The sequence below is a fragment of the Paraburkholderia fungorum genome (genome assembly GCF_046026025.1).
GTDB lineage: Bacteria > Pseudomonadota > Gammaproteobacteria > Burkholderiales > Burkholderiaceae > Paraburkholderia > Paraburkholderia fungorum_E.
This window is the reverse complement of sequence record NZ_JAQQFL010000017.1, coordinates 74,448-88,716: the sequence shown is the minus strand read 5'-3', so window position 1 is coordinate 88,716 and position 14,269 is coordinate 74,448. Positions and strand designations below refer to the sequence as shown.

The 14,269-nt window shown below is 65.1% G+C and carries 17 protein-coding genes and 1 riboswitch; of the genes, 5 read left to right on the top strand and 12 right to left on the bottom strand.

Annotated features, from left to right (window positions below):
- Nucleotides 1–27: 27 nt before the first annotated feature.
- The 8 genes from PQR67_RS19735 to PQR67_RS19700 form a co-directional block, all read right to left on the bottom strand.
- Nucleotides 28–1,035 carry an MlaA family lipoprotein gene (locus PQR67_RS19735; RefSeq protein WP_408462701.1) on the bottom strand — a complete coding sequence of 336 codons (1,008 nt, stop codon included), beginning with the start codon at nt 1,033–1,035 and terminating at the stop codon, nt 28–30.
- 11 nt (nt 1,036–1,046) lie between these two features.
- Complete coding sequence (gene mlaD, locus PQR67_RS19730; RefSeq protein WP_408462699.1) at nt 1,047–1,604, bottom strand: outer membrane lipid asymmetry maintenance protein MlaD; 558 nt, start codon at nt 1,602–1,604, stop codon at nt 1,047–1,049.
- A 91-nt stretch (nt 1,605–1,695) separates the two neighbouring features.
- Nucleotides 1,696–2,463, bottom strand: coding sequence for a lipid asymmetry maintenance ABC transporter permease subunit MlaE (mlaE, locus tag PQR67_RS19725; protein ID WP_408462696.1), 768 nt, complete (start codon nt 2,461–2,463; stop codon nt 1,696–1,698).
- Nucleotides 2,460–3,281, bottom strand: coding sequence for an ABC transporter ATP-binding protein (locus PQR67_RS19720; protein WP_408462693.1), 822 nt, complete (start codon nt 3,279–3,281; stop codon nt 2,460–2,462). Before PQR67_RS19720 ends, mlaE begins: the two co-directional genes overlap by 4 nt.
- A gap of 94 nt (nt 3,282–3,375) precedes the next feature.
- Complete coding sequence (thiE, locus tag PQR67_RS19715; protein ID WP_408462691.1) at nt 3,376–4,479, bottom strand: thiamine phosphate synthase; 1,104 nt, start codon at nt 4,477–4,479, stop codon at nt 3,376–3,378.
- The gene (locus PQR67_RS19710; RefSeq protein WP_408462688.1) at nt 4,476–5,291 is read right to left on the bottom strand and encodes a thiazole synthase; all 816 of its coding nucleotides are present in this window, start codon (nt 5,289–5,291) and stop codon (nt 4,476–4,478) included. The genes thiE and PQR67_RS19710 overlap by 4 nt, the downstream gene beginning before the upstream one ends.
- A gap of 38 nt (nt 5,292–5,329) precedes the next feature.
- Complete coding sequence (gene thiS, locus PQR67_RS19705) at nt 5,330–5,527, bottom strand: sulfur carrier protein ThiS (RefSeq protein WP_408236041.1); 198 nt, start codon at nt 5,525–5,527, stop codon at nt 5,330–5,332.
- A gap of 88 nt (nt 5,528–5,615) precedes the next feature.
- Nucleotides 5,616–6,746 (bottom strand): FAD-dependent oxidoreductase, encoded by a 1,131-nt coding sequence (locus PQR67_RS19700; protein WP_408462686.1) that lies wholly within the window; start codon nt 6,744–6,746, stop codon nt 5,616–5,618.
- 231 nt (nt 6,747–6,977) lie between these two features.
- Nucleotides 6,978–7,101: riboswitch (TPP riboswitch) on the bottom strand.
- 348 nt (nt 7,102–7,449) lie between these two features.
- On the opposite strand from PQR67_RS19700, the gene PQR67_RS19695 reads away from it, so the two are divergent.
- The 5 genes from PQR67_RS19695 to PQR67_RS19675 all read left to right on the top strand — a co-directional run bounded on the left by PQR67_RS19695 (nt 7,450) and on the right by PQR67_RS19675 (nt 12,242).
- Entirely contained in the window at nt 7,450–9,201 is a 1,752-nt protein-coding gene (locus PQR67_RS19695; RefSeq protein WP_408462683.1) for an ABC transporter ATP-binding protein/permease, read from the top strand.
- Nucleotides 9,202–9,269: 68 nt separating this feature from the next.
- The gene (locus PQR67_RS19690) at nt 9,270–10,043 is read left to right on the top strand and encodes an SDR family NAD(P)-dependent oxidoreductase (protein WP_408462906.1); all 774 of its coding nucleotides are present in this window, start codon (nt 9,270–9,272) and stop codon (nt 10,041–10,043) included.
- A gap of 166 nt (nt 10,044–10,209) precedes the next feature.
- The gene (locus PQR67_RS19685; RefSeq protein WP_408462680.1) at nt 10,210–10,671 is read left to right on the top strand and encodes a hypothetical protein; all 462 of its coding nucleotides are present in this window, start codon (nt 10,210–10,212) and stop codon (nt 10,669–10,671) included.
- 87 nt (nt 10,672–10,758) lie between these two features.
- On the top strand, nt 10,759–11,400 hold the full coding sequence (locus tag PQR67_RS19680) for a hypothetical protein (RefSeq protein WP_408462677.1): 642 nt from the start codon (nt 10,759–10,761) through the stop codon (nt 11,398–11,400).
- Nucleotides 11,401–11,501: 101 nt separating this feature from the next.
- Nucleotides 11,502–12,242 carry a response regulator gene (locus PQR67_RS19675; protein WP_408462674.1) on the top strand — a complete coding sequence of 247 codons (741 nt, stop codon included), beginning with the start codon at nt 11,502–11,504 and terminating at the stop codon, nt 12,240–12,242.
- A gap of 61 nt (nt 12,243–12,303) precedes the next feature.
- On the opposite strand, the gene PQR67_RS19670 is transcribed toward PQR67_RS19675, so the two are convergent.
- The 4 genes from PQR67_RS19670 to PQR67_RS19655 form a co-directional block, all read right to left on the bottom strand.
- Nucleotides 12,304–12,975, bottom strand: a complete 672-nt coding sequence (locus PQR67_RS19670; RefSeq protein ID WP_408462671.1) for a flagellar basal body L-ring protein FlgH — start codon at nt 12,973–12,975, stop codon at nt 12,304–12,306.
- A 127-nt stretch (nt 12,976–13,102) separates the two neighbouring features.
- On the bottom strand, nt 13,103–13,840 hold the full coding sequence (locus tag PQR67_RS19665) for a hypothetical protein (RefSeq protein WP_408462668.1): 738 nt from the start codon (nt 13,838–13,840) through the stop codon (nt 13,103–13,105).
- A 3-nt stretch (nt 13,841–13,843) separates the two neighbouring features.
- Nucleotides 13,844–14,011: a DUF6726 family protein gene (locus PQR67_RS19660; RefSeq protein WP_408462903.1), complete on the bottom strand. Its 168-nt coding sequence runs from the start codon at nt 14,009–14,011 to the stop codon at nt 13,844–13,846.
- Nucleotides 14,012–14,056: 45 nt separating this feature from the next.
- Entirely contained in the window at nt 14,057–14,254 is a 198-nt protein-coding gene (locus PQR67_RS19655; protein ID WP_408462665.1) for a hypothetical protein, read from the bottom strand.
- Nucleotides 14,255–14,269 lie beyond the last annotated feature (15 nt).

Sequence of the window (14,269 nt, the reverse complement as noted above, 5' to 3'; positions counted from 1 at the left end):
TCGTTTCGAGGTGTTACGGCTGCACGATCAACGCAATTTGAATGACGGGAAGTTGAAACGCTGCGGCGGGACCAGTTGGCCGGCAGGAATCTGCGTGGTTTCCGGACCGCCGTTCAGATCGAGCGGCGGCGTTGCGTAGGTGCCGGAAGCGCCTTCCGGTGCTGCCGCCGTGGCGGCGCCGGTCGCAGAAGTGGCCTGCGGCGGCGTTGCGGCCGCGCCCGAGGCGGCCGACGCTTTCGCGGCAGCAGCCGGCGTGCCTGCCGCGCCGCTGTCGACGTCGTCATACTTCGGCAGCGGTGCTTCATCGCCGTAGTTCGGCAGCGTCTGCGATTGCTTGCCGTCCGACAACAGATACTGACGGCGTTGCAGATACGCGTTGCGCACGAACGAATACTTATCCAGCGCGGCGCCTTCGAGCACATCGCTCGCGCTCAACAGATTCGCGCGCGTGTTGACGACGTTCAGGCCATACAGCATCCAGCTCAGACCGTCCGGATGAATGTAGCTGAGCGGATTCACATAGTAATTGCCGATCGAGCCGACCGCGTCGCGCACCGTGCTCGGCCCGAACAGCGGCAGCACCAGGTACGGCCCTGCCGGCACGCCGTAGTGGCCAAGCGTCAGGCCGAGGTCGTTGTCGTGCTTGGGCAGCTTGGCGAGCGTCGCCACGTCGAACAGGCCGCCGACGCCGAACACCGTGTTGATCACGATCCGCATGATGTCTTCGACGCCATCGGTGATCTTCAACTGCAGCAGGTTGTTCGCCGCAATGTAGACGTCGCCGATATTCGAGAAGAAGTTGGTGACGCTGTCGCGCACCGGTTGCGGCGTGATAAAGACGTAGCCCTTGGCGACCGGCTTCAGCGCGTACTGGTCGAGCTTGTCGTTGACGGTGAAGATGGTGCGGTTCAAGCCCTCGAGCGGATCGCCCTTGGTCGGCGTCTGCACGGTCGAACAGCCGGCGAGCGTAGCGGCCGCCAACGCGAACGTTGCTATCTGGACAGTGCGTACGCCGTGTTTTCGTAGGGTCTGCATTTTTATTCTCCTTATTGACCGGCCGCGCCGGAAGCGGGCGGAGTCGGCGCCGCGGGCGCTGTGGCCGGGGCGGCGGCAGGAGCAGCCGAACCCGTGCCCGGCTTGGACGCACCCGAGTCCGCGGCCTTGCTATACAGGAATTGTCCGATCAGGTTTTCCAGCACGATCGCCGATTGTGTCATCGTAATCGTGTCACCCGCTTTAAGCATCTCGCTATCGCCGCCGGGTTCGAGCCCGATGTATTGCTCGCCGAGCAGACCCGAAGTCAGGATCTTCGCCGAGGTGTCTTTCGGAAACGGATATTGCTTGTCGATGTCGATCGTGACGACAGCCTGATACGCATTGCTGTCAAAGCCGATCGAGTCGACCCGGCCGACCGTCACGCCCGCGCTCTTCACCGGTGCGCGCGCCTTCAATCCGCCGATATTGTCGAACTTGAGCTTGACCGGGTACGTTGCCTGAAACGACAACGAGCTCATGTTGCCGGCCTTCAGCGCGAGGAACAGCAACGCCACGAAACCCAACACCACAAACAGGCCGACCCAGAAGTCGAGAGCAGTCTTTTTCATCGTCATCCCAAAGTGAATCCGCCACGCTGCCCCCGCTCCGGTCACGCGCAAGCCGAGGCGCGCCCGCTGAGCGAAAACGTACAGCGCGGTTTTAGCTGAACATCAGTGCGGTCAACAGAAAATCGAGGCCGAGCACCGCAAGCGACGCGTACACGACCGTTCTGGTCGTGGCGCGCGACACGCCTTCCGGTGTCGGCTTGGCTTCGTAGCCTTGATACAGCGCCACGAAGGTCACCGCGAGGCCGAACACCACACTCTTGATGACCCCGGCGCCCACATCGCGCCAGACATCGACACCGCCTTGCATCTGCGACCAGAACGCGCCGGCGTCGACGCCGATCAGCAGCACACCGACCACATAACCACCGAACACACCGACCGCGCTGAAAATCGCGGCCAGAATTGGCATGGAAATGATGCCCGCCCACAGCCGCGGCGCCACCACCACCTTCACCGGGTCCACCGCCATCATTTCCATGGCGGTGAGTTGCTCGCCCGCCTTCATCAAACCGATCTCGGCCGTAAGCGACGTGCCGGCGCGGCCCGCGAACAGGAGCGCCGTGACCACCGGCCCGAGTTCGCGCACCAGCGAAAGCGCGACCAGCAGCCCCAACGCCTGCTCCGAACCGTAGCGGTTCAGCGTGTAGTAGCCCTGCAAGCCGAGCACGAAGCCGACAAACAGCCCCGACACGGCGATGATCACCAACGAATAATTACCCACGAAGTGGATCTGCTTCGTGACAAGACGCGGCCGGCGCAATAGTGGGAAAAACTCGAGCAGCAGCCGGAAGAAGAAACGCGTGGCATAGCCGGCCGTGCCCAACCCGTCGATCACCGAGCGACCCAACGCACTGATCATGACTGACCTCCGCCAATGCCGAAGTCCGCCGCGAGCGGCGTCTGACTGGGGTAGTGGAATTTGAACGGGCCGTCCGGCGCGCCGTCGATGAACTGGCGCACGGTCGCATCCGTCGACGCGCGCAGCTCGGCCGGCGTGCCTTCGGCGTGCACCCCGCCATTGGCGAGGAAATAGACATAATCAGCAATGGCGAACGACTCCGGCACGTCGTGCGTGACCAGGATCGAGGTTGCACCCAGTGCCTGATTCAGCGCGCGAATCAGGTTCGCGGTGATGCCGAGCGAAATCGGATCGAGGCCGGCGAACGGCTCGTCGTACATCATCAGTTCGGGGTCGAGCGCAATCGCCCGCGCCAGCGCCACACGCCGCGCCATACCGCCCGAAATCTCCGACGGCGTGAGATCGCGCGCGCCACGCAAGCCGACCGCGTTGAGCTTCATCAAGACGAGGTCGCGAATCAGTTCTTCGGGAAGGTCGGTGTGCTCGCGCAGCGCGAAAGCGACGTTTTCGAACACCGACATGTCGGTAAACAGCGCGCCGAACTGGAACAGCATGCCCATCTTGCGGCGCAGCGCGTAGAGGCCGTCGCGCGTTTGCGCGCCGATGTCCTGGCCATGAAACAGGATCTGGCCGCGCTGGGCGCGCACCAGACCGCCGATCAGGCGCAGCACCGTGGTTTTGCCACAACCCGAGCCGCCCATGACCGCGACGACCTGGCCGCGCTTGAAGCGCAGATTCAGGTTCGACAGGACGAGCCGGTCGCCATAACCGAAGTCGACGTCGCGCAGCTCGAGTAAGGTCTCGGGGGAGGAAGACACGAAACTGACAGTCCTTTTACACGGAAGGCCGAATTATAGGGCCATCATGCAAAAGCTGCCGTGAGGTGCCCTGTCCCTTTACTGAACTTGACGATTATTGCGTAAACGCATGTTGCAACGCAGAAACCGCGGCAGCCGGATCGGCCGCCTCGGTCACGGCGCGCACCACGGCCGCACAGCCCACGCCCGTCGCCAGCACTTGGGGCAGCACCTGCAGATCGATCCCGCCGATCGCCACCAGCGGCACGACGCCGTCGAGCAAGCGGACATACCGTACCAGACGCTTGAGGCCCTGCGGTGCGGTCGGCATGACCTTGGTGGTAGTCGGGAACACCGCGCCCAAAGCAATGTAGCTGGGCCGGAAGTGCAGCGCCTTCAGAATCTCGTAGAAACCGTGCGTTGACAGACCGAGGCGGATGCCGGCGCTTGCAAGTGCCGACAGGTCGGCCGTATGCACGTCTTCCTGACCGAGGTGGACGCCGTAGGCGCCCGCTTCCAGCGCGGCTTGCCAGTGATCGTTGATGAAAACCTGGGCATCGTGCGCTCGGCCCGCGGCGACACAGCGAGCGATTTCGCGCTTCAGTTCGTCGGCGGGCTCGGCCGATTTGCGGCGCAACTGGATCGTTTTCACGCCGAAGGCCGCCACCCGTTCGACCCACTCCGCGCTCGGCAGCACCGGATACAGGCCAAGCCGCTCGGGACAGCGCGGGAACGCCTGCGCCGGCGCGGCCGGCAGGCCGACAAGACGTGGGAAATGGGCGATATTGGCCGGAAAGGCGTCGTCCGCTTTCGTTTCGTCGCCGTCGCGCCATGCCAGCGCCAGCACCAGCGCGTCGTGCGGATCGAAACCGCAGTCCAGAAACGCCGCCAGCGCGGGCATCCAGTCTTCTGCCAGATGACCTCCCAGGCCGTATTTCTCGCCGCCGAGATGGAGCGTTGCCGTGTTCTCGGCCGCGACGATCACACCGGCGCCCTGCACCAGCCAGCGCGCCACCTGCTCGCCATGCTGCTGCGCGTCGGCGACAACGATCAGGTCCCCGCCATTTGGATGGTCCGGCGCGGTCAGGCAGATGCGCCACGGCGCATGCGTCGGCGGCCAGTCGCCCAGGCGGGCCCGGATCCGCTCGGCAGCCTCGGTGAGTTCATCGGCGGGCGGCCAGAAAAGGTCGCGGCCGGTCAAAGGCAAAGTTTGCGTCATGCAGCGCTCCCGTCTTGATGCCAGAACGGCATGCCGACCACCGGCGTGCTCGCGTGCGCGCTTTCGCGCTCGGCCATCGGCCCCGCCAGAAAAGCCTGGCGGCCCGCTTCGACGCCCAGCGCGAAAGCACGCGCCATCGCGTCAGGATGCGTTGCCTGCGAAACGGCGGTGTTCAGCAACACGCCGTCGAAGCCCCACTCCATCACCTGCGCCGCGTGCGACGGCACACCGAGGCCGGCGTCGACGATCAGTGGCACGTCCGGCAGGCGTTCACGCAACACGCGCAGGCCGTACGGATTGATGACGCCCTTGCCGGTGCCGATCGGCGCGCCCCACGGCATCAGCGCCTCGCAGCCCGCATCGAGCAGACGGCGGCCGATCACCAGATCTTCGGTGCAATACGGCAGCACCTTGAAGCCGTCCTTGATCAACTGCGTGGCCGCTTCGATCAGGCCGACCGGATCGGGCTGCAACGTGTAGTCGTCACCGATCAGTTCGAGCTTGATCCAGTCGGTTTCGAAGATTTCACGCGCCATGTGCGCGGTCGTCACCGCTTCGCCGATCGTCAGGCAGCCGGCGGTATTGGGCAAAAGCGGCACGCCGTGGCGCTTGAGCAGGTCGAAGAAACCGGCTTCGGCGCCGCCTTCGTTCATTTGCCGGCGCAACGCAACGGTCACCATGCCGGGCCGCGCCGCATCGATCGAGTCGGACAGCGATTGCAGCGACGGATAGCGCGACGTGCCAAGCAGCACGCGGCTCGCGAAGGTTTCGCCGTAGAGCGTGAGCGCGTCGGCGGTTTGGGGGGCAGTCATTTGCATAATCCTGTTCTCCGGCAAAGCATGGCGCGGGCTTAGCCGCCGGCCACGGGTTGCACGACATCGAGCTTGTCGCCCGGGCGCAGCGCGCGTGCCGCATGCTGGGTGCGCGCGACGAAATCGCCGTTCAGTGCGACCGCGAACGGCGGACGCGCGCCGAACGCGGCGAGCGCATCGGCGACAGTCGCGCCTTCGGGCAGCGACAACGGCTTCTGATTGATATGAATGTCCATGGTGTTCGAATACGGTTCAATCGATAGCGGGAGCGGCGTGGCGCGCGCTGGCTTGCCTGTGCTTACGTCTTTAGCAGGCGCGCAACGCTCATGCCGGTTCCCGCGCGGAGTCCAGTTGAAACAGCTCGCTCCAGCGCGCGGCGCTTTGCCAGTCGGCGAAGGCGTCGGCGTCGCCGATGCGGCCGTCGAGCAGCGCCGCGGCAAAGCGCACGGCTTCGTCGGCGACTTCGGGCACGATCATGTAACCGTGCCGGTACAGGCCGTTCACGCGCAGCGTCTGCGCGCCATCCCACAGCAAAGCCGGACGGTGGTCCGGCAAAGTCGGGCGGCACTGCGAATTCAGTTCGAGAATACGTGCCTCGCCGAAACCGGGATGCACGGAGAACGCCGCGCTCAGCAACTCGAGCGCCGAGCGCACGCTGACCGGCGACATGTCCTCGCCTTCCACCTCGGTCGCGCCGATCACATAGAGATCATCCTGCTTCGGCGCGATGTACAGCGGATAGCGCGGATGCAGCAGCCGCACCGGCCGCGTCAGGTTGATACCCGGCGCATGCACGCGAGCCACTTCGCCGCGAATGCCGCGCAGCGTGGGCAGCACGGGCTTCGCGCCCAAACCCCGGCAGTCGATCGTGACGCGCGCGGGCGGCAATGCGTGATCGTCCACCGCCGTGTTCCAGTGTGTTTCGACACCGCGCTGGGCAAGGCCGGCGGCCAGCGCGGACAGTACCTGACGGTTATCCAGTTGGCCTTCGCGCGGCAGCAGCCAGCCCTGATTGAAGCGTCCCGCCAAGGCGGGTTCGGCGGCGCCGAGCTGAGCGCCGGCCAGCGTCACGAAGCCGCCGTCGAGCAATTCGGCAGGCGCGTTCGAGCGCACGCGGCGTTCGAACAACGGTGCTTCGGTCCGGTCGGCGTGATGCCACACGACGAGCGTGCCATTGCGCTGGAAGAACACCGGTTCGGGCAATTCGGCCAGCACTTGCGGCCATGTCTCGAGCGAACTCGCACCAAGGCGCGTGATCAGCAGTTCGGCGCTGGCGGCTTCGGCCAGCGGCGCCAGCATGGCGGCGGCGACCCAGGCCGCGGCTTGCGAGCCCGCGGCATCGCCGCGCTCATAGAGCGCCACGCGATGCCCAGCACCTGCGAGACGCCATGCGACCAGACGCCCGCACAGCCCGCCGCCGAGTACCGCGAAATCAGGTTGAGCGTGACGATTCATCGCGCCCACTCCGAGCCGCTGCGGCAAGCAAGGCTAAAGCGGCACGGCGCGCCGACGTGATCGACGGCAACGCGGCGAGAAGCAAAACACATGTCTGAAGAATAGGCGGTCATCGAATCCTTTCTGTACGGCCCAAAAACGCACGTACCCAGGACGAAACCGGCGGGTGAGGCCGGCCAGGCACAACGCGCGTCAAATATGACGGACGCCGCCCGGCGGGGAATGGAAGAGTGGCTGCTTCCGGAAACTTCCCGCGCCGGTATTACCCGGATCGGGTGCAAAGGGTCTCTCTCAGCCTCGCCGCCGCTGCATGAGAATCACGCAGCCTGTGGGCAAAGCACCCCTGTTTCGTCGAAGGTCATTAGACCATAAAAGGCGCGGCACTCGCAAACCGGCGGCCCACGCAGTCGCGCGCAATTGATCCGGCACCCTCTTTCGATCGGTCAATTTGGCCGAGGCCGGCGCTCTGGCACAATGCCAGCACCGGATGCTGCGGGAGCCGCCTGGCCACATGCGCGACGGCGGCATCGAGGCGAAGCCGCCGGGCGGCAATTAATTTTCACTTAAGGGCTTCGCGCCAGAATCAGGCGCTCACCCGGGCGTGGGTTCGTCGAGCACGACGCCCGGGGCACGTACCGCAAACCGCCGTGGGGTCGGCCCGAGATGGGCCGGCCAGATGGGCCAGCACTTCATCAGGATGCTCATGACATCGAATACCGCTTCCAGCCCCGCGCTGCCGCCAGACGACAAAGTCTCCGCCTGGAGCCTGATCAAACCTTATTGGGTCTCCGAAGAACGAAAAACGGCGTGGGGGCTGCTCATCGCGATCATCGTGATGAATCTGCTCGTCGTGTGGATCAACGTGCGCCTGAACCGCTGGAGCGCCGACTTCTACAACGCGCTGCAAACCAAGAACGTGCACGACTTTCCGCACCTGCTGATGGTGTTCACCGGGCTCGCGTTCGGCTTCATCATTCTTGCGGTGTACGGCCGCTATCTGCGCCAGATGCTCGGCTTCCGCTGGCGCCAGTGGCTGACCTCGCGTTATCTCGACGAATGGCTGCGCGACAGCGCCTTCTACCGGATCGAACGCGACCGGCTCGCCGACAACCCCGACCAGCGGATCAGCGACGACCTGCAATCGTTCGCCACCACCACGCTCTCGCTGACGCTCGATCTGCTCTCCACGGTCGTCACGCTGGTCTCGTTCATCACGATCCTGTGGTCGCTGGCCGGCGCGCTGACCATTTCGCTCGGCGGCATGCCGATACAGATTCCGGGCTACATGGTGTGGGCCGCCGCGCTCTACGCCGTGGTCGGCTCGCTGATCATCCAGAAGGTCGGCCACCCGCTCGTGCCGATCAACTACCAGGCGCAGAAAGTCGAGGCGGATTTCCGTTTCGGCCTGATCCGTCTGCGTGAGAACGCCGAGCAGATCGCCTTCTACAACGGCATGGAAACGGAGAAGACGAACGCGCACTCGCTGTTCGGCCGCATCCGCGACAACTGGTGGCAGGTGATGAAGTACACCAAGCGGCTCACCTTCGTGCTGAGCTTCTATGGTCAGATCGCGATCATCTTTCCGATCGTTGTCGCCGCGCCCCGCTACTTCGCGGGCGCTTTCTCGTTCGGCGTGCTGATGCAGATTTCGAGTGCATTCGGCACGGTCAGCGATTCGTTTTCGTGGTTCATCAACAGTTACGGCACCCTGGTCGAATGGCGCGCCACCGTGAACCGGTTGCGTGAATTCAAGCGCATCGTGCACGCGCCGCGTCTGAAGGAATCGGTCTCGCCCGCCACCGCCCACGGCGGCATCAACCTGCATTTCGTCGACGAAGACCAGCTTTCCACCGACGGCCTCCAACTCGCGCTGCCGAACGGCAACCCGCTGTCGCGCATCCGCGATATCGCGATCACGCCGGGCTCGCGCTGGCTGGTGCGGGGTCCGTCCGGTTCGGGCAAGAGCACGCTGATGCGCGCGCTCGCGGGCTTGTGGCCGTTCGGCGACGGCTCGATCGACGCACCGGTCAACGCGCGCATGATGTTCATCCCGCAGGTCAGCTACATGCCGATCGGCACGTTGAAAGCCGCGCTCACCTATCCGTCCCCTGCGGACAGCTACACTGACGAGGAATGCCGTGAAGCGCTCGTCACCTGCCACCTGTCGGAATACGCCGAGCGCCTGCAGGAATCGGGACACTGGACGCGCATCCTCTCGCCGGGCGAACAGCAGCGTCTCGCCGGCGCCCGCGTGCTGTTGCATAAGCCGGATTACCTGTTCCTCGACGAAGCCACCAGCGCGCTCGACGCGGAGAACGAAGCGCGTCTTTATCACCTGTTCACCGAGCGGCTGCCGAAGGCGGCGATCGTCAGCGTCGCGCATCGCGAATCGCTGGCGGCGTTCCACGGCGACACGCTCGACGTCGAGCGCTCGGGCGAACCGATCGCCGCATAAACAGCATCCACAGCACGCACAGCGAGAGCAACATGAGCAGCACCGATGACGCGAGCAGCACGATTGGCATGAGCGGCTCCGGCTTCGATCGGGTCGTCCTGATCACCGGCGCGGGCTCCGGCATCGGCGCGGCACTGGCCCGGCGCATTGCCGCGCCGCGCACCGCGCTCATGCTGCACGCACGCGGCGCCGACGACGAAGCACGCCAGCGTCTCGCACAAGTCGCCGCCGATTGCGGCGCGAACGGCGCGCGCTGCGCGACGGTGTTCGCCGATCTCGCCGAACGCGGCGCCGCCGAACACGTGATTCATCAAACGCTCGCGAATTTCGGCGCGCTGGATCAACTGGTCGCGAACGCCGGCCATGCGCAACGGCAAACGCTCAACGCACTCGACGCGGATGCGTTCAGCGCCGCCTTCGCCGCGATGCCGGCCGCGTTCGCCACGCTCGTCAAGCGGGCGACGCCGGCATTGGCCACCTCGGAGCGAGGCCGTGTGGTCGCGCTCAGTTCGTTCGTCGCACATCGCTATCGCGTGGACGCACCGTTCGCCGCTACGGCGGCCGCGAAAGCGGCACTTGAATCGCTGGCCAAAACCGCTGCCGCCGAACTGGCGGCGCATGGCGTGACGGTCAATTGCGTGGCGCCCGGCTACACCCGTAAAGATCGCGGCCCAAGTGCCGATAATGCATCGGTGTGGACCCGCGCCGCCGAAGCAACACCGCTCGGTCACGTCGCCGAGCCCGCGGATATCGCCGCGCTAATCGCATTCCTGCTCTCCGACGAAGCGCGTCACATCACCGGCCAGGTGATTCATATCGACGGCGGCCTCACGCTCGGCTAGGCGGCACGCCGCAACATCCGGAAACACGCGAAAAGAGTTCGGAAGCATTTGCGAAGCGGGCAAGCTGTTCCCTGCTTTGAAATGCCCCTGTAGCAGCGACGATAGTCGTGCGGGCCGTACCACGTGCGGCCCGCTTCGCCCCTCACTGCTACCGGACTCTCCGCACATGTCATTCGATCGCCGCTCCCATCCTTTGACCCAGCGCGCAGCGCTCGCTCTTGGCGCAGCACTGCTGCTCGCGAGCGCCACGCACGCAGCGCTTGCCGCCCAGCCCAACGAGCCGGCGGACGTTTGCCCCGCGCTCAAACACATCGTCGGCGCCCCCGACTTCAAGCAGTTGCACGCGCAACCCGCCGCGCAACTGCCGGGTGTGTCGGCCGCGGACGACTGCCGCGCCAACACGCACGCCTACGATTGCCACTGGCGCGCGCACTGGCAAGCCGACGGCGTGGTCAACGATCCGCTCGAGGAATTCGGCGCCGATATCGCCGCCTGTTTTCCGAACGTCGTGCATGACGTCAACACGCCGACGCGTCAGCATTTCATCGTGACCACCGACGACCGGCGCGTGAACGTCACGGCAAGCGTGCAAGGGCAAAACGAATTGCGCCTGCGCGTGACACGCTGAGCGCGGACCCTGCTTGCCGCCAGCCGCCGCTATCCGCCGCGCCCCTTTGTGACGCTGCTCTTCTTCACCGCCACCAGGCACCGCCTCATGACCGCCATGCCAAGCTTGCGCGCTTACGCTTTCACGCGGGCCTCTTTGGCCGCGTGGGTCATGTTGCGGCGGCCCGGCGCCCGGCTCGCCGCCTCGGCCAGCCTCGCATTGGGCCTGAACGGTTGCGCCTGGACGCTGATCTCGGCGGCCGACGCCACCGGTTCCGTGATTCAGGCGGGCTACGCGATCGCGGCGAACTACTCGTCGCCGACCTTCATCAACGGCCGGCGGGCGGACGTGCACAACGTCTGCATCGAAGTGAATCAAACCGTGTCGGTCGGCGATTTCGTACCGGCGCTGCAGCTAGCGCTCGAGCGGCGCGGCATTCGTTCGGACGTCTACAATCCGGGCACGTCGCCCGCCGGATGCGAGGCGCGCCTCGTCTACAACGCGGCGATCGATTACGGCCGCCGCTCGTTTAGCGACGAAACGATCCAGTATCTGTCGATCATCGATCTGACGCTGATCCAGCACGGGCGCATTCTCGTCACCGCGCGCTACCAGACCGGTGGTCTCAACACCGACCGTTTCTCCACGGCATCGACCAAGCTCAATGGTCTGATCGACAAGATGGTGGTCGATCAGACCGACCTCGGCCCGCAACCGATGCAGACCATGCAGACGTCGCTGGCGAACTAGAGGAAACCGCTCTGGCGCCTGCTTGCTTTCTCTTACGCGAGAAAGGATTCGAAAGCGTTACGTGCTTTGCGCTGCTCGCGCGGATGACTAAGATGACCTGGATGAACCAATCCATTCTGGTCGTCGACGACGACCCCGTCGTACGCGAGCTCGTCAGCGAATATCTGCTGGGGCGTGGCTTCCAGGTGTCCACGCTCGAACACGGCATGGCGCTGCAGCGCACGTTGCAGAACGAGCGTCCCGCGCTGGTCGTGCTCGACATCATGATGCCGGAGCTCGACGGCATCAGCGCGCTGCGCGCATTGCGCGTCGCGGGCGACGACATTCCCGTGATCCTGCTGACCGCGCGCGCCGATCCGATCGACCGTGTGATCGGCCTCGAACTCGGCGCCGACGACTATCTCGGCAAACCATTCGAACCGAGCGAACTGGTCGCGCGGATACGCACGGTACTGCGCCGCCGTGGTGCGATTGCGCCGAGCGCGCCAGAGCAACGCGCGCCCTATCGCTTCGGCCGTTTCGAGGTCAATTTTCCGGCGCGCGAATTGCGCCGCGACAGCGAGCGCATTCCGCTACGTTCAAGCGAATTCGCGATGCTCAAGGTGTTTGTCACGCATGCGATGACGGTGCTCACCCGCGCGCAGTTGCTGGAAAAACTGCACGGCAATAGCGAGGCGCATCGCAACCGCAGCCTTGACGTATCGATCTGGCGCTTGCGGCGGCTGATCGAAGTGGATCCGTCCGAGCCGCGCTATGTGCAAACGGTCTGGGGACGCGGCTATGTGTTCGTACCGGACGGTGAAATCGGCGCTGCGGAACGCAACGCGCCGCCGCTTGCGTAAGACCCATGAGAGAAGATGCCCGGCATGCCGCACAGTTCGCATGCATGCCGCGCGCCCGGCTTCAGAAAGTCAGTACGCTCAAAAACATCCTCTGCAGCCAGCCCATCGTGGTGGCGTCGGACACCATCCCCACGCCGGCCTGTTCGATGCGCGCGTTGGCAACCTTGCTCGACGCCACATAGTTACCGGCTTCGATATCCTTCGGATTGACGATACCCGACAGGCGCAAGCGGTCGCGGTTGCCGCTCATCGCGATCATCTTCTCGCCCGACACCACCAGATTGCCGGTCGACATCGTGCCGATCACGGTCACGGCCAGTGTGCCGGTCATGCCGCTGGTATCGGTGAGACTGCCCTGCCCTTTGTAGTCGGTACTGGCCGAGCCGACATTGAACAGCCTCGCCAGCCGCGCGGCGGCGTTGGTCGACTGATCGGCCGCGGTCGCGGTGATGTTGCTCGAACGGCTGGCGGCCGCGGTCGAACTATTGTTGCCGCTGTATGACTCCGACAAGCGGATCGTCAGCACGTCGCCGATATGCTGGGCACGCGGCGTTTCGTAAAGCAGCAACGGCGCACCGGCCTGATAGATCGCACCCTGCGTATTGACGTTCAGCGGCGCCGATGCGATCGGCGGCGACATCGGCGTTTCAACGATTGACGGCTGCTGGCTGCTGCCGCAAGCCGCGAGACAGGCCGCCGCGCCTAGCGCGACAGTGAGACGTAGCGCAGTCATACTTGCTCCCTGGCCGGATCGGCCGGATTGAAAACGAACCGTGCGGTTACGGTGCCGATGCTTCGCTCAACGACGCAACCAGGACCTTGCCTGAACCCGCAAACAACGCGAACCATGAGCCGGCACATCAACCCGCCTCGGCACCGCTTGCCTGCCATTGTCGTACGACCGATTTCACCCATGCATCCGAGCCCTTCAGCAGATACGTGAGCGTGCCGTTGCGAGTGCCCGGCAGAAAGCACAAGGTGATCGAACTCACCGCGTTGTCCCACACATAGACCGGCAGCGCGCCCGGCGACGACACGCTTTGCGTCACCAGACGCGGCGCGCCGTAGCGATCCGCGAGCGCGTCGCGCAAGTCTTCGGCGGTGATCTCGTCGATCACGAAAGAAATCTCGTACAGACGCAGGGCGCTCTGGCCGTCGACACGCGCAAAGCGCAGCACATGCTCGAGCGCCGGCACGCCGTCGACGACCGCTTGCGACACCGCCCAGCCATCGTCGGTGTGATGCGCCCAGCGGCATGCAACCGTCAGACTCTCGCGCGATTTCAAGCGCATGCCGAGCGCGCCCGCCTGCACGTCCGTCTCGCAGACGGGCACGCTGCCGAGCGGCGTGGCGCGCACGGTCGAGCCGGCGCGAAATTCGTCCAGCGTGGTGCCAAGCGCGATGCCGCGAAACGCGAACGGCGTGTCCTGCGAACGCCGGCGTGCCTCGGGCAAAGCGCCCTTCGGCACGGCACTGGCCGCATTCGCATCGCGCGCGGGCGGCTGCGGATGGACCTGGGCCTGCGCCTGGGTCTGAGCAACCAGCGAGAACATGCCGCCCAGCAGCGCCAGCGCGAAGGCAATCCGTTTGAGTGTCATGATTCAGTCGATAGCGGATGAACACATGTCGAACGGTGTGGCCGCGGCATGGCCGACGACCGGGATGACTTTCAGCGTGGCCGACGTCAGCCGGCACGGCAGCGCGGCGACGGCGCAGCCGCCGAGTGGCAGCAGCGCCGCGCCGAGCGTCAACCACGCAGTGACACGGATGAAACGGTCAGGAATGCTTGGGGTCGACACACGGGCCTCGATGCGTCAGGCGGTGGTGTTGACGTGATGCCCGACGAGCCCCGACGGCAGCGACGGCGGCGCCGACGGAACCGGTGCCTCGGTCACCGACTCCGGTGCCTGCGGCGTCGCTGCTGCATTGTTTGAAGTTGCGGGCTTTTCCGCCGCCTGCATAGGTGCGAGCGAAGAAAAGCGGGTTGAGCTGAGATGGCTGTGAACGGTCATGATGAGCCTCGCGTG